A 20258-nucleotide genomic window follows, 5' to 3' on the forward strand; every position below is an offset into this window, starting at 1 on the left:
TGGCTGGAAGCCTGTGCCACAGCTGACCACTGACCGCTGACCACTGACCACTGACATCTCACTTACTACTAACGATAGTCTCCCAATTCTGAGCAGCAATGCTGGTACCACACGTTATGCCGATATTGGTAGTAATCAGCTCCCGGAAGCTTTGCAGCAAGTGATTCAGAATTGGGAGACTATCGTTAGTAGTAAGTGAGATGTCAGTGGTCAGTGGTCAGCGGTCAGTGGTCAGCTGTGGCACAGGCTTCCAGCCTGTGACCTAACCCCTCAAGTAGGGTGGAACAGGCTTCCAGCCTGTGACCTAACCCATAAGCTGATAACTGATCACTGATAACTGAAAGCTGAAAGCTAATTACTCCCTACTCCCTATTCTCCTCAGATCCTTCCTCTATCTCCTGGCCAATATCAAATACAATGATAAATTTCCCATCAGGCATTAACCGCTTCAGAGCCTGCATGTGACCTTCGGCATCAGAACGATTGCGGAAACGACCAACAACTACTCTTTGCATCTTGGGCAATAGCCGAACTACCGCCCATGGATAAAGGCGTTGAGAGTACGACATAATATTAAGTTATCTCCTTAACTGGGGGACGAGAGCCAGCCTTTCCTGTGAACTTCTTGAGGCTGGCTCTTACCGTGGAACGTTTCTTGATGCAGTCGCTCATGGGGGAAACCCCCAAGACCGCGCTGCATCGCTTTAGCGCCCACGGTAATTTCATTATAGCACAAATAATCTTATATTATAACATATTTTGAAAATTTTTGTAACAAACTTGTGAGGGAGTCGGGAATCGGGAATCGGGAGTCGGGAGTAGTGGAGTCGGGAAAAATCCTGTTTCCCCAACCATTAATTAATTAATTTTGTAAGTGACTATGTGTGATGGTAGCTAGCCGCTGCGTGGACTCAAGCTACCTTAAGGGATTCTTAGGACAGGCCAAACAATGCTCCTTTGGAGCCGCGAAGCGATCGCATTTCCCTACCACACCCTAAACTCTTCCCTTTCTTCCCGATTCCCGATTCCCGACTCCCGACTCCCTAAAGTTGCCAATTTTCTTTTTATCTATTAAACTAGGATTATAGGAAGAGTTAAAAACACTCCATGAACAAGTGCGTTGGAACTACTGAAGCGGCATCTCTATTAGGAATTTCTTCTCGACGATTGCGCCAACTCCTAGAGAAGGGTCGGGTGCGGGGTGCTTATAAAACTGGGAAATTCTGGATTATTCCTCTGTTCAACCATTTGCCACAAATTACCAAAGGGTCTCGTGGACCTAAGGGGAAATGGCGCACTAGTCGTCCACCGGCATTAGCGAAGATTAATGTCAACCGTAATCACATTGGCTCGAATATCAAGAAAAGCCCCAAAGACCGCAAGCCAGTGATTTCAGTAAAACGAAGTGGTACCAATCTCTACGGCAACGAAGTGGAAATCCTTGGTCCGTGTAAGATTGTCTATAATCCCGATAATCCACTCGATTGTGGCGCTCGTTTGTGGATTGAAACTTTTAGTGATATTCACTTCATTGGTGGAAGTTCTCCTGCTAGTCGCTGAGGGGGTCAACGCTTTGGGACTATTCAAAATGATCAATTTAATTATTGGGCATTCCAGCAATTGAAGATTGATGCTTAGCTTACTTTATTTACTCTAGAAAATCGGGGTATCAGTTTGCCATGAGTAATAACTTGCGCCAGAAATAACCCAGCATGATATCCAAAACAGTCTAATCTAAACTATATGATGGCTGCAATAGTATAATTTACTCGTTATGGAGTTTATTTTGAGCGTGTCATGGATATCAGTCATAAGGAATATCGATACTTTATCTGGGAATATCCCTATTTGCAAGGAAATCAACAAACCCTCTGCGATCGCTAGCCAACGCCCTTCGGGCTAATCGCAAAAATCCACACCGAGAACCAGGGTTCCCCAGTAGCAGTACTATAAAAAATAACTATATAGTTTTAACTATATAGTTATTTTATTCTACGGAGAATCCCACTACCATAATCACTCCCATGCCAGATACCGATTTCTAGTGCTAGAAGTTAAATTACTATGATATAATTTTAGGAAAGAAAAAATAATTAATAATGGATAAAAAATTTTATATCAAGCAGTTAGAAAAGGAATTAAATTCTATTTTTAATGAGGATTTAATAGATATGACAGATTATCAAAACAAGAAAAATTATGATAAAAGTAATGCTTTCAAAAGCAGAGCATTGGCAGCTTATTCACTTCTTACTTTAGCAGATATTGATCCAATCCAAGCCGCCAATGCAGTGGTAGATGGAATCAGCGATAATGGTATTGATGCTATCCTTTTTCAAAAACAAAAAAATATCCTTTGGTTAGTTCAATCTAAATGGAATTATAAAGGACAATCGCCAAAAGCTAATGAGCTACGAAGTTTTTCATCAGGTGTTAAAGATATATTTGAGTTCGAAACTACCCATGATAGATTCAATCAAAAAATTCAAAATAAAGAACAAGACATAAACTCAGCGATAAATATAGGAGTGACAATAAAAATTATAGTTTCTCATACAGGAGATAATTTAACTAGCAATTGTCTTACAGTTATTGAAGATCTAATTAAAGATATTAATAATGATCTAAAAGAAATAGCTTTTTTTGAAAATTTTAACCTAGATAAAGCTTGGAAAGCTGCCTACAATCGAAAGAATTATGAAAAAATAAATGTTGAATTTGAGCTTAAAAATTGGGGCATGATAAGTGATCCTTATGAAGCATATTATGGACAAATTAATGGAAGCGATGTTGCCAAATGGTGGTCAAAATATAAATATAAACTTTTTTCTAAAAATATTCGTAATTTTATTGGAGATAGTGAAATTAATGAAGAAATAAAAAAAACATTAGAAAATCAACCTGAAGTATTCTGGTACTTTAATAATGGTATTACGGTTTTATGTCAAAAAATTACCAGAAAAAATCGTCGAAAAACAAGAGATACAGCTAATTTTTGTGCTGAACAAATTAGTATTGTCAACGGGGCTCAAACCATTGGATGTATAGGAACTTTATATGAAAATTCATCAGAGGAAAAAAAAGATGAAATTGAAGAAAATTGCGAAATATTAATTCGATTTATTTCTTTGGAAAAATGCGAAGAGGATTTTGGAGAAAAAGTAACTCGTACAACCAACACCCAAAATAAAATAGAATATAGAGATTTTATAGCTTTAGATAGTGAACAAGAAAGATTGTATAAAGAATTAAGAACTATTAATAAAAAATATCACTATAAACGAACAGCCGAAACATTTGAACTCAATCATGAAAATTACGAATTAACAGAAGCAACTGTAGCTTTAGCATGTGCTCACAGTAATATTCAATTAATGATAATGGCTAAACAAGATATCACTAAATTATGGTCTAATCCCTCAAAACATCCTTATACAACAATATTTAACAATAAGGTAACAGCTATAGATTTATATAGAAAAATAGACATAAAAAGAGAGATTGAATCAATAATGAAAGATATTAAAACAAAAAAAGTTTTAGTAAAACACGGAAATTTATTTATTTTACATCTGGTTTACCAAAAACTACCAAAAAACCTTTGTGATATTGAAACAAGTGAAAGGGATTTTAATGATTACAAAAACAATAAATTATCTGATTTAACAAACCAAATAATTCAATTACTTGAAGACTACCTAAACAAAAATTACAAACCAAATCAGATGTGGCGTGTATTTACCGATATACAAAAACTCAAAAAAATTAAATCTTTAATTTTGGCAGAATTAGATTAAAATGACTAAACAAAAACTAACCAATTACCCACGCATTTCATATCATATAGCGTTTGTATTTGGCATGTAAACCTATATGCTCTTTTTTTATTCGACAATAAAACTGATAATCTCGAACCCCTGTTGCCTGTTGATTCTTGGCCTTTGGGAGTATGTTCACAACCGATGATACAAACGCTATATACTTAACTTTCGGTTTGAGTGGTTGAGAGATGGGATAAATATCACAAATCCTACTGACGATTTGGCACTAGTTGCGAAGTCTATAGTGTAAGTCATCAATATGGGTTATGGAATTAACCAAAATTTTCCGATTAGCAGCAACCACTATAACCTTACTAACATCCCAATCGCGCCCTATTGTTTCCCATCCAGATCCAAACAGTATGGTAAGTATGTTGAAATGCCGCCAGATACTGCATCAGGATGCAGTAGTACTAGATGGGTTTGTGCCGTATTCATCAGAAGTCGTTACCTATTTTGACAGATATCAACTTATTGAAGTTTTAGACTTTCAGGTTAACGGTTTCACCTTTGTGAATGCCCCTATCCCTGGTTGGATACATACAGACAACATTACTACTTGTCCAATAGATACCGACGAGCTTGTTAACTACAAAGGGAATCACGAAATTGTTGAGATGCCTTCTGACTATTAAGCAGTTCTATGGTGGAAAAATATGCTTGTTAACGATCACCAATAGCTTTACAAATAGATTGTAGAGAGATGAGCTATGACTAATCACCTCATCCTTAGGAGTAGGGCTGTTTGATTGACGTTGCTGAATCTTCAAATGAGTGGGTATCCTGCCCGCCTGGAAAATGAAACGGGCAAGATGCCCGTTCCACCAACATGCCCATTCCGTCACGCTACGCGATCAAGCAAAGCTTCCGCTAAAAGCGATCGCATTCCCGATTCCCAATTTTATAACTATTCCGATATTGACCCAGTCGCTAATACTGGACACCACAGCACTTGACTTCACCCCCACTCTCTCCACACTTACCACACTTTTATCCCTATTCCCTGTTTCCTTTCTTCCCAAGTTTTTAACTATTCCGGTATTGACGCAGTCGCTAATAGTGGACACCACAGCACTTGACTTCACCCCTACCCTCTCCACACTTACCACACTTTAGCTACTTTCATCCCTATTCCCTGCTTCCTAAAAAAGTTGCCAATTTTCCTTTTATATATTAAACTAGTAGTATAGGAAGAGTTAAAAACACTCCACTCATGAACAAGTGCGTTGGAACTACTGAAGCGGCATCTCTATTAGGAATTTCCTCTCGACGATTGCGCCAACTCCTAGAGAAGGGTCGGGTGCGGGGTGCTTATAAAACTGGGAAATTCTGGATTATCCCTCTGTTCAACCATTTGCCACAAATTACCAAAGGGTCTCGTGGACCGAAGGGGAAATGGCGCACTAGTCGTCCTCCCGCTTTAGCCAAGATTAATGTCAACCGTAATCACATTGGCTCGAATATCAAGAAAAGCCCTCAAGACCGCAAGCCAGTGATTTCAGTAAAACGCAGTGGTACCAATCTCTACGGCAACGAAGTGGAAATCCTTGGTCCATGTAAGATTGTCTATAACCCAGATAATCCACTCGATTGTGGCGCTCGTTTGTGGATCGAAACCTTTAGTGATATTCACTTTATTGGTGGAAGTTTTCCCGCTAGTCCCTGAATCGGGAATCGGGAATCGGGAATCGGGAATCGGGAACAGGGAAAAAGAGCTGATTGCTAGAGCGATTAGAATGGTTCAATAAGCACCCAAGAATCGCTTATCGCTGACAACCATGAGTTCTCAACCACCCTCCAAACCACCAAAAACCATACTTAGTCAGCTAACTCAGGTAGTACAGACCATTCATGCGAAGGTCAATCTTCAAGCAGTAGCACTAAAGCCTAATGCTAGAGTGCCGGAACTTTGGGTGCAAGACGCTAATACCAACAAATCCGATGTCTATCCCCTGGTTGGGGACCGTTACGTACTCGGGCGCAGTTCCAAATCCTGTGACATCATCGTTCGCAACCCAGTAGTCAGTCAAGTTCATCTGTCCCTAGAACGGTATGGTAGGCGTGGGCGTAGGTTTATCATAAAAGACCAAAACTCTACCAATGGTATCTATCGTGGCAGACGCCGACTTTCTTCCTTGCTTCTGTATCACGGAGACACCCTTACCATCGGACCACCAGAACTAGCTGCATCAGTTGAGCTACAGTACGTCTATCCTCCCCCCTGGTATATCCAAGGAATTCGTTACTTTCTCTATGGCATCGGTGGCTTAATTGCTTTAGTGGTATTACTAATTGGATTTCAAACCATCAAAGCACCATCAGTCAGGCCTTTACCAGAGGGAGTCACAGGTCCTGTAATTGTTTACTCTCGTGACCAAATCCCCCTACGGCAACCCAGGACCGATGCTCACCGAGAACTTAGGAGGTTATCGGATTTTTCCCCATATTTACCGAAAGCAGTGATTGCTTCAGAAGACAGCCGCTTTTACTGGCACTTTGGAGTAGACCCCTATGGGATTATGCGAGCTGTGGTGCGGAATCTTCAAGGGGGAGGCATTCGCGAAGGTGCTAGTACCATCACTCAGCAGGTAGCACGAAGCCTATTTCCGGAGTATGTCGGTCGAGCCAATACCGCAGACCGGAAAGTGCGGGAAGCAATAATTGCCCTGAAGTTAGAGACAGTTTACAGTAAGGACGCGATCTTAAAGGCTTACTTAAACCGAGTTTACTTGGGTATAGAAGCATTTGGTTTTGAAGATGCTGCTCAATTTTATTTCGACAAATCAGCAGCTAATCTGAATATCCAAGAAGCCGCAACTCTGGTAGCAAGTTTACCAGCACCCAATAGCTATAACCCGATCCAGAATTATGATACCTCATTACAATTACGGAATCGGGTGATTGACCGGATGCACGCTTTGGGAATGATTAGTCGAGAAGAAGCTAATCGAGCTAGGCGATCGCGGATTGAAGTTAGCCCGAAAGCCCGACAAATTCTTTCTAGCACCAAGGCACCCTATTTCTATAACTACGTTTTCCAGCAATTGAGGAGGTTACTGGGCAAAGAGTTGGCTAAGGAAGGTAATTTTATTGTAGAAACTACTGTGGATACCGAGTCTCAGGCCAAAGCTGAAGCAGCTCTACGGGACTATGTCAAAAATACTGGTAGCCGCTTAGGATTTTCCCAGGGAGCGATCGCAAGCCTCAATACCAGTAATGGCGAGATTCTAGCCATGGTTGGAGGTGCCGATTACCAAAAAAGCCAGTTTAATCGCGTTATCCAAGCCAAGCGTCAACCAGGCTCAACCTTTAAACTCTTTGCCTATGCTGCTGCCTTAGAAAAAGGGATTTTACCAAGCAAAACCTACTCCTGCTCTGGGATTAAACGGATTAGACGTTGTGAGCGGTCTGGAGATTCTACTGATATTGATATGTATGCTGGTTTGGCTCAATCGGAAAATGCGGTAGCGATCAGGGTAGCTCAAGATGCTGGTTTAGATAGAGTAGTACGGCTGGCGCAACGGTTAGGTATTAGCTCAAAACTCGATCCTGTGTTTGGTTTAGCCTTAGGTCAAAGTGAGGTTACTCTGTTAGAAATGACTGGAGCCTATGGTGCGATCGCAAATCAAGGGATGTGGTATCGTCCCCATGGTATTGTCAGAATTCTCGACAGTAGTGATTGCACCGATAACCAAGACTACCAAACCTGTCGAGTAATCTACAACTTCGCTGATCAGCCAACTATCAACAAGCAAGCGGTTTCACCAGCGGTAGCCAACACCATGACAGAAATGCTTCAGGGTGTAGTCACCAGTGGCACCGGTCGCAGTGCCCGGATTGGTCAAGGAGAAGGGGGAAAAACCGGTACTACTGATAAAAATGTAGACTTGTGGTTTATCGGTTTTATTCCCAAGCATCAGATCGTTACAGGGATTTGGTTAGGCAATGACAATAATTCTCCTACTAGTGGCAGTAGTAGCCAAGCTGCCCAGTTGTGGGGGATGTATATGGGTCAGGTGGTAGAGAAACAGAGTTGATACCGAAATTGGTTGGATGGGGAGATGGGGAGATGGGGAGATGGGGAGATTGGGAGAAGAGAAAGTTGTTGCTTTGACCGCAACTTGGTATCAAAGGTGATCAATCCAAAAGCTGATCCGGATTGATTCCCATTTGTTTGAGTCGAGACTTCAAAGCTTCAAGCTCTTGTTGAGCTTGATTAGCAGCTTGTTGAGCTTGAGTAGCCCGTTGCTCAGCCTGTTGAGTTCTCTCATTTTCGGAGGGATACCGTCTAGCATTTTGGTCGTACCAATACAACCACTCCCTAGTCCAATCAAGATAGGTTCCTTCTGCTGTACCTATGCCTAGACCAATTTCTGGCATCCAGACCGGATTCCCTGGTTGACCCACATACACCCCATCTACCAAGCGATGTACTTCAAAGCTCTCCCCTTTATGAGGTTGATAGTTATCGCTATCATAAATAATATAATATAAGAACCCTAAGTCAGCATAGTCTAATTTTTTCTGGTCATACTCGCCGTTATAGGTTTGAGAGACAATCTCGATCGCGAGAATTGGGACAACACCATTTTCTTCCCAAAGTACATAACTTAAACGTCCCTGACGACCCTTAGGGCGAGTTTTCCATCTTTGTATTCCTAAACTGAGGAACCCATCAGGCACTATCGCTGACTGTTTGGGATGGTAATAGTATCCCATATCTATACCAAAAAACCAATCCCTGCGCTCTGACCAGATTATCGATAAAATCGATTTCAATAAGTGAGGGATGGTATCTTGCAGTTCATTATCCACAGGGGTTTCATCAGAAGAGGGTAATTCTTCTGAACTCGGAAGGTATTGTAACGGGTCATAGTTTAACATGGTTCCATTGGCTAGACCTGACTGGTGACATGTTAGCAGTTTCACTAAATACCATGATCTTGTCCATAAATAAGATTAGGTTGATTGGCAGTTCTATAGTATTTTGGGGAAAAGCCAATTTTGCTTTGTTGTCAGGTTTTTTATGAAACAGCTCCTCAACCAACTACACAACCAACGCAAATACATAAAATCCCTAATTATCCCTCTTTTAGCTATCTTGTTAGCAAGCGGAATAATTGCAGCACCAGCCAATGCCATCAATGTCTATCAAATGCCTAATGTTAGCGCTGGAGAACCAACTTGGGTAATTGACAAGTCAGAGGTTCTGTCTCGCTTTACAGAAGGCAAGTTGACTCAATCCTTAGAGGATTTAGCGAAAGCAACAGGCAATCAAGTTAGACTGGTCACTGTCCATGGCCTAGATTATGGTGAAACAGCAGCAACTTTTGCCCAAGGGTTGTTTGAAAAATGGTATAATACTCCAGAAGACCAAGCTAATCAAACCTTGATAGTGCTGAATACTGTCACCAATAACAGTGCTATCGTTACTGGCAATGCCGTTAAGGAAATTATGTCCGATGACATTGCTGAAAGTGTGGCTTCTGAAACCCTACAGGTGCCGCTGCGGGATGGTAACAAGTATAATCAGGGTTTCTTAGATGTAAGCGATCGCATAGTAGCTGTTTTATCTGGCGAACCTGATCCCGGTCCTCCTGTAGTTGAAGAAGAAATCAACATTGCTGGCAACTTTAAGAGTGCAGAAGAAACTCAAGAGAGCAATGCTACCCTTTGGGTTGTAGTGATCTTGGTTGTTGCTACAGTTGTGCCGATGGTTACCTACTTTTTCTACCAAGGTTTTTCTTAAGTATTCTGCTGTCAGTTGTCAGCCTTCAGCTGTCAGCAGACTTAACTGAGATTAAACGAATGCTTAACTCTGTTATTCAATAGCTGTTCACGTAGCGTGTGCGTAGCACATAAGCTGATAGCTGATAGCTGAATGCTTACTACCAATTACCAATTACCAACTCAAAGAGATGATATATATCTCATCACTTCTGGAGTCGCATCAAACCATTCCCCAGAAATCCTAAGATGTTGGAACTTTCTGTGAAATTCTGTTTCCATCTTAGCACTTCCTGGGATAATTTTTATTAGTTCTAAAGTGGTTACACTCTTAGTTTCAAGCCCTCTAATCTTACCATTGGGGTTAGTAGTGTAACCAATCCGAATCGCATTGCGTCCCTTGTCTAAGATAAAGAAAAGCCTAGCTGGATTGTCTTCGTCAGAGCTGGATAGGCAGCTTTGTACTAAAGTCCCTGTGGCTTTGTGCAACCGAATAAAGGTTTGAGCGTCACTAGCGTATTCTGGAAGCTTAGAACGCTCTACGGCCATGGTCATATAACGCAATGCGGCGGCGTGTCTTCCCTCCGACGCTTCATCCACAGCCAGAGCTAGCAAGTCATAGGGTGAGCATTGGCGAAAATTACTCATTCATTATTGTTGTAGTTCGGCTTAGCAATACCTGATTTGTCTGCTACGAATTCGTAATATTACCACACTCCATGACCTTGTGTCAAGCCACATCTGGGAAATCTGATCTGTGCTTTGTGCCTAAGGTCGTTGATTCAAAATACTCCTCAACTGCTCATCAATCCGGAATCTCAAACGTAATCTCGCGCTTGGTAAAGGGCAAATCTTGATTAATAGCCTCAATTTCCTCAAGTTCCATTAAGTTAACCTCATCGATATAGTTTTGAAAAATCCGGTCAAAGCGTTTATCATAGAATCGATGAACACTATAGTTAGCAGTTGCTGGGAAGCCACGACGCTTCTTGTGACGCCCACCAGCACCAGGGTCAAACATGGTGATGCCCTGGTCGATTGCCCACTCAATTGGTGCATAGTAACAGGCTTCAAAATGTAGGCAGTCAAATTCTTGAAAACAGCCCCAATAACGACCATACAAATGATTGCCCTTATTGATACAAAAGGACATTCCCACTGGTTTTTGGTCATCCTCCTCCCGATAAGCAGCCATTAGTACCACTCGCTGACGGTAGTTAGGATACAACTGTTTAAAAAACTGGCGCGTGAGATATTTGCTACCCCACATAAATTTATCGCAGGTGCTGCTGTAGAAGCTGTAGATTAAGGGAAACAAGGATTTTTCAATGTCATTCCCCGTTAAGATTTTCAGGGTTAGACCTGCTTTGGCTACAGCCTTACGTTCTCGTTTAATATTGCGGCGTTGATTGGCATTAAAGACCTTTAGGTAATCCTCAAAACTACTAAAGCCTTGGTTTTGCCAAATATAGCTGTGATGTAGCCAGCCCTTAAAACCATTGCGTTCAATTACTGGTCGCCAATCGGGGTCAACAAAGAGGAAGTGACAACCAGACAGATGATTGCGATCGCAAAAATGATCGATAGCACTGACCATTATCTGTGTCAGTTCATCTTCATCTTCTCCTGGTGCCATTAAAAACCGATAGCCTACTGCTGGGGTAAATGGTGTCATACCCAACAACTTTGGATAGTAGGAAATGCCCAAGCGGTAGGACAAATCCGCCCACTGTTGGTCAAAGACAAACTCTCCGTAACTGTGACCTTTGACATACATAGGTGCAGCAGCGATCAGCTGTCTATCTCGCCAGACCGTTAGGTGATTGGGCAACCAACCGGTTTTAGCAGTAGCACTACCAGATGTTTCAATATTATTCAACCACTCCCACTCCAAAAAAGGGGTTTTTAGGGGTTGGGCAAGGTCATCCCAAGGGGATTGGGGAATATCTGCCATGCGGTTGACCCAGATAACGGAATAGTCAAGCTTGGGTTGTTGAACCATTGGGGTAATCTAGGATTAGGGGAACTTGAGATTTGGAAAATCTAAAGTCTGAAGTCTGAAACAATTCCTGGGATCAATTACTGAAAAACTGGAATGTTTGTTACCTTGAGCCTTAAGGTTTCCACCGGCAACTTCAAGTATTAAACTTCAGGTTAGCTTTGATAAATTAAGGAATTGACCAGCCGAGATATGACCAGATATCCCGTCTCTTAGTTTAAGTTAAACTAACTTCACACCATAGACACCCTTGGTAGATGTACTCGAATCCTCCAAGCTATGCATGTATGCCTTTGTCCTCCCATCTGGCTTTAAATGGACAGAACCCTAGTTGTGAATGGCAGTGGAAAAGTACTCAAATGAACTGGATTTATCGAAAGGGGAGAGTTTGAGAGGAGGAAGAATACCCTCATCCTCTTAGGTTAGGGATGAATTAGCCGTGCTATCAATCACAATCCCCTTAGTGGGGGAGATACTGTAAGGGTAGGGACGCTGATCTGCCTTAGCGCCACGAATTTTACTAATTCGCAGCCAATTTTTGTAGCCAATGTCTGCTCCATTATTCATTTCATCCCAGTCAGGTGAATAAAGGTCTACTACGACATCATAAAGGTTCAGTAAATTGTAGAGATCGCTTTTTTCCATGCCGTCCTGAGCAAAAATATCTAACACTGCCACATCAGGCTGACGGAGTTGGCGATTTTTGCGGTAGACCAGCTTAATAAACTCTCTAGGAGTACAGCTGATTAATAGAGGCGTGAGGGAGTCAAAGATTACTCTACAGGGTTTAGGCATCTGCTCGAGCTGTTGGGCAATCCTGAGCAAAAGCATCTCCGGGTCATTCAGATTCAGGTGTACAGAGGTTGTTGGCAATGTCTCTACCATGGGACTAAAGGTATCGAGGATCACCAACTGCCCTGTTTCCAGGTAGGGGTCAGGGAGCAATCCCCAACTTGGGAGGGTTTGATAAACTTGTTGTCTGGGAATATCGGCACTAATATATAGCACTGATTCTTGGCGATGCAAGCCTGAGAGCAAAAACTGATAGGCTAGGGTACTCTTACCCAGTCCGGGAGCGCCCTCCACCAAGCAAGCGGTGTTATAGGGGATTTGGCTTGGGAGCAATTTTTCGAGTGACCCAAACACTAAATAGGGAGCATCCTCAATAAATTTTAATGATTCGGTGGTTGAGGGGGGAGATATTTGGCTGGCACTGTACAATATCTCAATACCGTTTTCTGTGATTGCCATGCGGTGAGAACCACAGACATGGTCAGATGCTCGCATTTTAAATACTTCTAGATAGCGATCGCGTCTACGACCAACCAGTTCTTTTGATAGCACAATCATGCCATCGACAATGGTTTCTTCCACACCAAAGCTGGATAGGTGTCCAGTTTCATGAGCAGGGATACCTGAGATAAAGATACCCACTCCACCGATTTGTTGCATCAGGGTTGCTAATTGGAAGGTTTTTTCTCGCTGGATGGCTCGGTTATTGACTTTGTAGAACAAGACTGATATTGAATCCACCACAAAACGTTGAGGCTGGAAGGAGGCGATTTCCTGAGCAATTTGATCTAGGTGTTCTTCAACCCGGATGTTAGTTTGGGTAACAAAGACAATGCGCAGCATTTCCTGTTGAATCAGACGTTCTAAGTCCCAACCAAAACCGGCTGCCATCTGGGACAGATGAGAGGGGGTTTCCTCAAAAGAAAAGAGCAAGCCTTTTTCCCCTCGGTCAACTCCAGCCATGAGAAACTGTAGGCCAAAGGTAGTTTTACCAGTGCCAGCAACTCCCGAGAGGATGATTGAACGACCGTAGGGGATACCTCCCCGCAACAGTTGATCCAAACCCGGAATTCCCATCACCATACGCCCTGCTGGAACTGACCAACTCACCGACTTTTGCCTGAGGGTTAGGGTAGGGCTGAGAATCCGCACCCCCACATTAGTGATCACAAAGGGAAATGGTTCCATATACGGTGCCAGACCCCGTAATTTATGAACCTGTAACCAACGGCGTTGCTCCCCTGCCTCCTCATGGGTCGAAAGGTAAATGATGCCATCAGCCAAAGCAAATTCTGCACTGTAGTTAATCTGAGAGGGATCGGATTCACTCACTAAAAAAGTCGTGCAACGAGCACTGGCGAGGCGAACCGATAGTTCGTAGCAAAAACGGCGGAAGTCACCACTTTTTTCGGTCAGGTCAGCAATGGCCTTAAAAGAGTCAATGACTATAACTTCTGCTTGATGTTGATTGACCAAACCCACTATATGATCTGCCAACCTAGGCATCGGTTGTTCAATTAAGAATGAACCGACATCACTATAGATCACCTGCTCACCAAATACTTGAGCATCGAAGAATTGGAAGTGCTGCATATAACGCACCACCTTAAGGGTTGGCTCGGAAAGGGTACTGAGGTAAAGAGCTCTCTTATGGGGTTGGTGCTTGATAGTGTTAAACAGAATCTGCTGCACCAAAATTGTTTTGCCAGTGCCAGGAGCCCCTGCCAAGATATTCAATGAGTAGATGGGAAAGCCACCGCCCAAAACTGCATCCAGATTTGGCACTCCTGTAGGCATTAATTTGATTTTGGGCATTAGTCATTAGCCATTATTCATTAGTCATTAGTGGTAATTTAACTAATAATCAATCAAAATCATCAATCAAATCGTAGCTTTGTAATAGGTTGTATTCTGACTTTCCCAGGTAATTACCATACCCTGCTGCTTCAGATTCTCTAACTCATGGAGCAACTCTTGAGGGCTGAATCCAGTGCGATTTGCTAATTGATTGATGTCCATCTCCTCCACCCCCTGCAAGATTTCCATGATATTACGACTCTGGTTAAGCAACTCCTTAAAGCCATTGTCATTGAAGTAATTATTATTAAAGACAGGCATTCCAGTCAGCACACCAGTTTGAGCTTGAATCACCTCGTCGATGCGAATTCCATCTGAGGTAATTTCAAAAAACCGGATTTCTTTGCTGTGGGGCGCTCCCCTTACCTTCATAATGTTTATGGCTCGTCCAATGCGACCGGATAGTTCTACATAGCGCAAGAGGATAACATTATCCACCACAAAGGATACGCCATGTTCACTCAACTGAAACGGTCCGAAGAGCTCCCCAATTTCGTTGGTTACGATGGTGGTCACACCTTGAAGTTTAAACTGGTTCACTAAGGAGTAAATATAGTCTTTGTAGCGAACCTTATTTGGGGTGGCAATCTCAATATCCTTGAGAGAATCAAGCATAATCCGGCCAGCCTTAACCCTGTCTACAACAGCTTTCACCTTAGCAGCATGGATATCCGGCTGTAGTTCTACGGGAGAATCATACAGATGCACTAGCATTCCCTGCTTTTCCATGGCCTCTAAATCCCAACCTAAGGACAGGGCAATGGCTTTGAGCTGTTGGGGATTTTCTTGAAAGGTAACAATTACTCCAGGCTCCCCTTGGAGAATTCCAGCCACAATGAAGTGAAGTCCCATCAAGGTTTTACCAGTGCCTGCGCCTCCAGCAACCATAGTTGCCGTGCTATGCTGCAATCCCCCATCTAACATCCTATCCAGTTCAGGTATGCCAGTGGAAAGTTTGTTTTGGCTGGCCTGGGTCTGCTTCGATAAGTTTTCCAGCATCTTAATCCGGGGATAAACTTCTATGCCAGTCTTACTGATTTCAAAGGGGTGCAACCCGGTAAAATAATTTTCCCCCCTGAGTTTGAGCACATCTAAATAACGCTGGTAGTGTAACCCCAGAGGCTGATTTTGCAGACGAATAATCCCATCGGCGATGGCAAAGATGGGTTGATGTTTAATTTCTTCGTCAGTGTATTCCCCTACTAAAAAAGCTGTTACTCCCCAAGTGGTCAGACGCACTGAGAGGTCGTAGCCAAACTTACGTACTTCTACGGGATCCGTTGCCAAATCATGAATAGCTTTAAAGCTATCAATGCCGATCAGCGCAGGTCGATACTCCTTTACGTAATTAATAATGGCAGCGATCGCTTCTGTTAGACCCTGCTCTCGGATAATCTCGCCGATGTCGAGATAAATTACTGCAGTACCTACCTTACTGGGGTCAAAAAAATCAAACTTTTGTAGGTAGTGCAGTAATTTGACTGAAGGTTCAGATAGGGTGACTAGATAAAGGGCTTTGTGCTCTGTACTAGCATTGGTGTATAGTATTTGCTGGGTAAAGATCGTCTTACCAGATCCGGGTGGCCCAGTGATGATGTTAATGGACAATTCCGGAATACCACCAGCGAGAATCGAGTCTAGACCAGGAATACTAGTAGGCAGTTTACCTAAGGGCTTTGTCCGAGGCCTGATCATATAAGTTTTTTCCCTTCAATTTCCTTGAGTAATTGTCTGACTAGAATGTCGCCCGTCAAGATGGCTAGAATATCGATTAGGGTTGTGACTAACTCTTTGAGCGCCTCACGAATTAACAACCGTTGTTCTGGTGAAACCTTTTGGCGAAACACCTCAAACGAAACTCCCTCGGCACTTGATTCTATGTAGCCAATCAGGGGATATTTTTCCGCTGTCAAAGCTAGAGATCTTTCCATAATCGACACTACTGTCACTCTACCTAAGGTCGGCATAATCCGGTTCCAGATCGTGGTGAGCAAATCTTCGTAAATGTCGATAACTTCTTCCTTACGGGCCTCTGTCTTCGCCTGGTCAACTTGATCCTGGACTGGCTGTTCAGCTAATGGTTGTGCCGATCGCATCTCCATTTCTCTATTAGGATCGCTCATCGCACTCTCCTCAAATTTTCGTGCCCAGTTAAGGTTAAGAAAACTATTAGTTCTAGCTGAGGGGGTTATATAAGCTCTGAAAAGCCGACTATATAAGGCTTTGATGCCAATAACTCAGGCAAGATACAGTCCGAAATTGACCCTGGATTCATTGTCAGCCATGCAAAGCGCGAGTGGGGAAAACCACGGCAGTTGCTCATGGCGCATGGGTCTGTGTACGGAACCTGCGTCCGCACCGCTGTTTGCCCCGTGGAACGGCAGTCGCTCATGGGGTGGCCTCCTTTGACCGCGCTGCCTCCTTTGACCGCACTGCCTCCCCGTGAGGCCACTGCATCGCTTTCTGGAAGCTTAAACCCTTATAACTAGGTGCAATGTCAGCCCAAAACAGCATGTATCTTTCTGTTACTTATGAGCTGAAATTATTACCTAGTAATGATTTCAGCTTGCATGTCGCCCCCCCAGTAGTTCTCTTCATGGCTATCTATGGATAACTACCAGTTTATCCCATCAATTTCCACAGATTATTAGATTATCAAAAGTAATGGGATTGGTTATCTCTTTTTTTAGATTTTTTTAAATTTTTTTTAGTAATACCGAATTAAAAACAAACAAAAATTAATACAAAAATATTTAAATATAATTAACATAACTTTTATTAAAGGAAAAGTAAACAACGCCTTTAAGGATAGCAACACAATACTGAAGCAATAGAAAAATTCAGTTTTTTTTTATCTCGATTAACTGCTGATACCAAATCCTGTTCCCATACCCCCCTGATCCGCATAGCCCTATATTCCTGGGATAAAAAGATTTGGTCGATTTTTATAAAGGGGTAATGACCAAGCGGATTTGGTATGAGATTCGCTAGTATGAACCACGGGTACCTTCACTCAAAAAAAAGAAGAAACCATGAAAACCCTGACCTCCCGCATGGAGGCGGTGCAGTTGCCAGTCATTCCCATGGTTGGCGAACTGATCCGTAAATATCCTGACACAATATCCTTAGGACAGGGGGTGGTATATTATGATCCCCCTCCAGAGGCAATGGCAATGTTGCGTGAATTCTACAGCTTACCAGGTAATCATAAGTACAAACCGGTACAGGGAATTGCGACTTTGCGAGAGGCAATTGAGGCAAAACTGCAAACTGATAACAAAATTGAGATCTTCTCCGCCAACCGCATCGTTGTCACCGCAGGAAGCAACATGGCGTTTATGAACGCGATTCTGGCAATTACCACTCCCGGGGACGAGATTATTCTTCAAAGGCCTTACTATTTCAACCACGAAATGGCGATTAAGATGGCTAGTTGTGATCCAGTGCTGGTGCCAACCGATGATAATTACCAGCTAAATCCGTTCGCGATCGCACAGGCTATTACCGACAGAACCAAGGCAGTAGTGACCATATCACCTAATAATCCTACTGGGGCGGTATATTCCGAAGAGGCATTGCGTCAGGTAAATCAACTCTGTGGCGATCACGGAATTTACCACATCAGTGATGAAGCTTATGAGTATTTTACCTACAACGGGGTAAAACACTTTTCTCCAGGTGCCTTTCCCGAAAGTAGTCAACACACTATTTCTCTCTACAGTCTCTCCAAAGCCTACGGTTTTGCCAGTTGGCGGATTGGCTACATGATTATTCCAGAACACTTGTTTGAAGCAATTCAAAAGGTTCAGGATACAATCCTAATTTGTCCCCCAGTCATTTCTCAGTATGCGGCTTTAGGGGCATTGAGTACTCGAAAAGATTACTGTCAACCTCATATTAATGCGATCGCGTCTGTAAGACAGGTGGTATTGAACTCCCTGAAACGTCTAGAGGGTTTGTGTACCATTGGTTCTGCGGATGGAGCGTTCTATGTTTTCCTAAAAGTGGATACTCAGTTGAATGCTTTTGAGTTGGTACAGAGACTGATTCGGGAACATCGGGTAGCTGTGATGCCAGGTAGCGCCTTTGGTATTGAGGACGGGTGTTACCTCAGGCTTGCTTATGGTGCTTTGCAAAAGGAAACTGCAGCAGAAGGTATTGAACGATTCGTTGCAGGTCTTAACGAAATTTTACAAAAAGTTTGACCCAAGGGCAGGAGATGCAAAAAATATTTTGTAGAAAAATTGACTCACAAATTGGCCACAAGGGGCGAGGTATCATACCAGTTTTTTTCTAGTGAACCCACCTGTGCTTGGTGGGTTCATAATACATTTTGATTGAGACTGATGTCATCTAAACCTGCTTACTGGCTTGGTTTTGGCAAAGTCTGGTTAGGCGTTATTGATGCTTCTGTCTGGCAGAATCCACCATAACACCGGAGACAAAATCATACAGGAAATAGAAAAAATCAACACCAGTAATAGAACTTGGCTCAGTTCGCTATCCATAGGTCTTACCTCTTTACTATCGACTCAGGCTTTTTAAAGCCTCTAGATTTATACTTCAATATGAGTTAAGTCTATTCCGGATAACAAATTATGGGTAGTTTTTATGGTAAAGATTTCTCTACTCTGGTGATACTTATAGTTAACTTATAATAAGTTTTATTGCGAATTCGGGGAAAGTGCGGTGCGACCCGTGGCGAATTTAATTCACCTAGGTCAAGGGCACCGGGAAAGAAATATCATGCCAAATCCGGTTGACTAATTATCATTCCCTTCTCGGGTAATGGATAATTGGTCATGGGGACTTGAGCATTTTTAAATTCAAAATGCCAAATTCAAAATTTCAAATGAATAGTCTTCTAATTTTGAATTTTTTCCACCGGATAAAAGCTCCTGAATTAATTTATGGGGTAGTTTTGAATTTTTAATTTATAATTTTGACTGGTAGCAAAGCGATTGAACCTTAAGATCTAGCACTACCTCACAGTCAACTTCTCAACAATACCAATCACTGCCTCACGACTAAGTTTAGCTTGTCCGAGAGCTAAAACATCAAGTGTTGCATGAGCCAAAGCAAGAGGAATTTGACAAAAATTTCTAGCTGGACCTTTGGGAAGAGCGTTAGTATAGGCATCAGCTAAAGAAAGATTTCTACGGGCATACCTTTGCATAGTTTCTGAACTCCATCCCTGGGGAAAGAAATCCACGTGACGTGTCAAATCATCAGTTCGATTACGTAGAATGTTAACTGCCTGTAAGCCTCGACCAAAACCAATTGCCTGGTGACGATTGGTTTGGGTTCCATCATACCAAGCCCACAAATCAGAAAGTAATAATCCTACAGAACCAGCAACACTGAAAGTGTAGCCATTCAAATCACCCTCTGTACGAATCTTCCAACCGCACTCAACCCAGTAAGCCATTCTATCTGCCATTGCTGAAGTTGCTTCCCAAATTCGAGGTGCAATGGTTTCTGGTGCTAGAATTGCCCAATCACCAATACGAGTTGTTACCTCTGGAAGTGTTTCATATTTACTTAAAACTGCAAGAAGTTCATCATTAGTATAACTATTAGTAGAACTAGCATTATAACTGCTGCCCATTGTTTGTAGGTTTAAGCTAATTGTTCTTAACAGCGCTGCTTTGGTAGACTTACCAAGTTGAGGATGATCTTCGATTTCATCAATTGCACGCATGCATAAGTAGGCAGAAGCGACAGCTTCTTGAAGGTCTTTAGGCAGAGTACTAATTGGAATATAAAAAGTCCGACTAGTCTCTTTGAGAATCTCTAAGCTACCTTTATAGGTCATCTTTACCAATCCATATTCCCTATGGGGCAAATTTGAACAAGTTTTTTGGATCTGACTGAAATTTCTGGGGATTATACCACTTTTATTTCATATTCAATCCATAATTTTGAATTTTGATACAAAAATTTACAACTTTAACGTAAGTTGGTAGTTACCGCTGTGGAATAGAAACAAAAAAAACGTAGGCGCAACTTTAACCACTTAACAGGTTAAACAAGCTATAGGGCTAGTTGAGTTAGAATAGGGA

Annotated in this window: 17 protein-coding genes; 9 read left to right on the plus strand and 8 right to left on the minus strand. The window is 42.4% G+C overall.

The annotated features are described in order from the left end of the window. Positions 1–362: 362 nt before the first annotated feature. Complete coding sequence (locus F6J94_RS09200) at positions 363–569, minus strand: hypothetical protein (RefSeq protein WP_293039287.1); 207 nt, start codon at positions 567–569, stop codon at positions 363–365. 380 nt (positions 570–949) lie between these two features. Between F6J94_RS09200 and F6J94_RS09205 the strand changes: the two genes are divergently transcribed. From F6J94_RS09205 to F6J94_RS09235, 7 genes are all read left to right on the plus strand, one after another. Then, a complete protein-coding gene (locus tag F6J94_RS09205; RefSeq protein WP_293039290.1) occupies positions 950–1075 on the plus strand; it encodes a hypothetical protein in 126 nt (41 codons plus the stop codon). Between the two features lie 32 nt (positions 1076–1107). Beyond that, a complete protein-coding gene (locus F6J94_RS09210) occupies positions 1108–1560 on the plus strand; it encodes a DNA-binding protein (RefSeq protein ID WP_293039293.1) in 453 nt (150 codons plus the stop codon). Between the two features lie 539 nt (positions 1561–2099). Next, complete coding sequence (locus F6J94_RS09215) at positions 2100–3797, plus strand: AIPR family protein (RefSeq protein WP_293039296.1); 1698 nt, start codon at positions 2100–2102, stop codon at positions 3795–3797. A 290-nt stretch (positions 3798–4087) separates the two neighbouring features. Further along, positions 4088–4456 (plus strand): hypothetical protein, encoded by a 369-nt coding sequence (locus tag F6J94_RS09220; protein WP_293039299.1) that lies wholly within the window; start codon positions 4088–4090, stop codon positions 4454–4456. Positions 4457–4633: 177 nt separating this feature from the next. Further along, a complete protein-coding gene (locus tag F6J94_RS09225; RefSeq protein ID WP_293039302.1) occupies positions 4634–4777 on the plus strand; it encodes a hypothetical protein in 144 nt (47 codons plus the stop codon). Positions 4778–5034: 257 nt separating this feature from the next. Continuing rightward, positions 5035–5487, plus strand: coding sequence for a DNA-binding protein (locus F6J94_RS09230; RefSeq protein WP_293039305.1), 453 nt, complete (start codon positions 5035–5037; stop codon positions 5485–5487). 112 nt (positions 5488–5599) lie between these two features. Further along, complete coding sequence (locus F6J94_RS09235; protein WP_293039308.1) at positions 5600–7858, plus strand: PBP1A family penicillin-binding protein; 2259 nt, start codon at positions 5600–5602, stop codon at positions 7856–7858. A 100-nt stretch (positions 7859–7958) separates the two neighbouring features. Here F6J94_RS09235 and F6J94_RS09240 read toward each other — a convergent pair whose 3' ends face one another. Further along, on the minus strand, positions 7959–8750 hold the full coding sequence (locus F6J94_RS09240) for a Uma2 family endonuclease (protein ID WP_367142185.1): 792 nt from the start codon (positions 8748–8750) through the stop codon (positions 7959–7961). Positions 8751–8847: 97 nt separating this feature from the next. Between F6J94_RS09240 and F6J94_RS09245 the strand changes: the two genes are divergently transcribed. Then, positions 8848–9570 (plus strand): TPM domain-containing protein, encoded by a 723-nt coding sequence (locus tag F6J94_RS09245; protein WP_293025297.1) that lies wholly within the window; start codon positions 8848–8850, stop codon positions 9568–9570. Between the two features lie 161 nt (positions 9571–9731). Here the strand turns inward: F6J94_RS09245 and F6J94_RS09250 are convergent, their stop codons facing one another. The 5 genes from F6J94_RS09250 to F6J94_RS09270 all read right to left on the minus strand — a co-directional run bounded on the left by F6J94_RS09250 (position 9732) and on the right by F6J94_RS09270 (position 16319). Further along, positions 9732–10196, minus strand: coding sequence for a GIY-YIG nuclease family protein (locus F6J94_RS09250; RefSeq protein WP_293025295.1), 465 nt, complete (start codon positions 10194–10196; stop codon positions 9732–9734). Between the two features lie 157 nt (positions 10197–10353). Then, entirely contained in the window at positions 10354–11550 is a 1197-nt protein-coding gene (locus F6J94_RS09255; RefSeq protein WP_293039311.1) for a GNAT family N-acetyltransferase, read from the minus strand. 414 nt (positions 11551–11964) lie between these two features. After that, positions 11965–14154 carry an ATPase domain-containing protein gene (locus F6J94_RS09260; protein WP_293039314.1) on the minus strand — a complete coding sequence of 730 codons (2190 nt, stop codon included), beginning with the start codon at positions 14152–14154 and terminating at the stop codon, positions 11965–11967. A 66-nt stretch (positions 14155–14220) separates the two neighbouring features. Then, complete coding sequence (locus F6J94_RS09265) at positions 14221–15891, minus strand: ATPase domain-containing protein (RefSeq protein WP_293039317.1); 1671 nt, start codon at positions 15889–15891, stop codon at positions 14221–14223. Further along, positions 15888–16319: a hypothetical protein gene (locus tag F6J94_RS09270; protein WP_293025287.1), complete on the minus strand. Its 432-nt coding sequence runs from the start codon at positions 16317–16319 to the stop codon at positions 15888–15890. Before F6J94_RS09270 ends, F6J94_RS09265 begins: the two co-directional genes overlap by 4 nt. 909 nt (positions 16320–17228) lie before the next feature. On the opposite strand from F6J94_RS09270, the gene F6J94_RS09275 reads away from it, so the two are divergent. Beyond that, on the plus strand, positions 17229–18401 hold the full coding sequence (locus F6J94_RS09275) for a pyridoxal phosphate-dependent aminotransferase (protein ID WP_293039320.1): 1173 nt from the start codon (positions 17229–17231) through the stop codon (positions 18399–18401). 776 nt (positions 18402–19177) lie between these two features. On the opposite strand, the gene F6J94_RS09280 is transcribed toward F6J94_RS09275, so the two are convergent. Then, the gene (locus F6J94_RS09280; protein WP_293039323.1) at positions 19178–20011 is read right to left on the minus strand and encodes a phytoene/squalene synthase family protein; all 834 of its coding nucleotides are present in this window, start codon (positions 20009–20011) and stop codon (positions 19178–19180) included. Positions 20012–20258: the final 247 nt, after the last annotated feature.

The sequence above is a fragment of the Moorena sp. SIO1F2 genome, assembly GCF_010672755.1.
Taxonomy (GTDB): Bacteria; Cyanobacteriota; Cyanobacteriia; order Cyanobacteriales; family Coleofasciculaceae; genus Moorena.

Excerpts from the sequence above, each read along its gene's own strand:
- F6J94_RS09200 (WP_293039287.1), bottom strand. The coding sequence starts at position 569 with ATGTCGTACTCTCAACGCCTTTATCCATGGGCGGTAGTTCGGCTATTG.
- F6J94_RS09205 (WP_293039290.1), top strand. The coding sequence starts at position 950 with ATGCTCCTTTGGAGCCGCGAAGCGATCGCATTTCCCTACCACACCCTA.
- F6J94_RS09210 (WP_293039293.1), top strand. The coding sequence starts at position 1,108 with ATGAACAAGTGCGTTGGAACTACTGAAGCGGCATCTCTATTAGGAATT.
- F6J94_RS09215 (WP_293039296.1), top strand. The coding sequence starts at position 2,100 with ATGGATAAAAAATTTTATATCAAGCAGTTAGAAAAGGAATTAAATTCT.
- F6J94_RS09220 (WP_293039299.1), top strand. The coding sequence starts at position 4,088 with ATGGAATTAACCAAAATTTTCCGATTAGCAGCAACCACTATAACCTTA.
- F6J94_RS09225 (WP_293039302.1), top strand. The coding sequence starts at position 4,634 with ATGCCCGTTCCACCAACATGCCCATTCCGTCACGCTACGCGATCAAGC.
- F6J94_RS09230 (WP_293039305.1), top strand. The coding sequence starts at position 5,035 with ATGAACAAGTGCGTTGGAACTACTGAAGCGGCATCTCTATTAGGAATT.
- F6J94_RS09235 (WP_293039308.1), top strand. The coding sequence starts at position 5,600 with ATGAGTTCTCAACCACCCTCCAAACCACCAAAAACCATACTTAGTCAG.
- F6J94_RS09245 (WP_293025297.1), top strand. The coding sequence starts at position 8,848 with ATGAAACAGCTCCTCAACCAACTACACAACCAACGCAAATACATAAAA.
- F6J94_RS09250 (WP_293025295.1), bottom strand. The coding sequence starts at position 10,196 with ATGAGTAATTTTCGCCAATGCTCACCCTATGACTTGCTAGCTCTGGCT.
- F6J94_RS09255 (WP_293039311.1), bottom strand. The coding sequence starts at position 11,550 with ATGGTTCAACAACCCAAGCTTGACTATTCCGTTATCTGGGTCAACCGC.
- F6J94_RS09260 (WP_293039314.1), bottom strand. The coding sequence starts at position 14,154 with ATGCCCAAAATCAAATTAATGCCTACAGGAGTGCCAAATCTGGATGCA.
- F6J94_RS09265 (WP_293039317.1), bottom strand. The coding sequence starts at position 15,891 with ATGATCAGGCCTCGGACAAAGCCCTTAGGTAAACTGCCTACTAGTATT.
- F6J94_RS09270 (WP_293025287.1), bottom strand. The coding sequence starts at position 16,319 with ATGAGCGATCCTAATAGAGAAATGGAGATGCGATCGGCACAACCATTA.
- F6J94_RS09275 (WP_293039320.1), top strand. The coding sequence starts at position 17,229 with ATGAAAACCCTGACCTCCCGCATGGAGGCGGTGCAGTTGCCAGTCATT.
- F6J94_RS09280 (WP_293039323.1), bottom strand. The coding sequence starts at position 20,011 with ATGACCTATAAAGGTAGCTTAGAGATTCTCAAAGAGACTAGTCGGACT.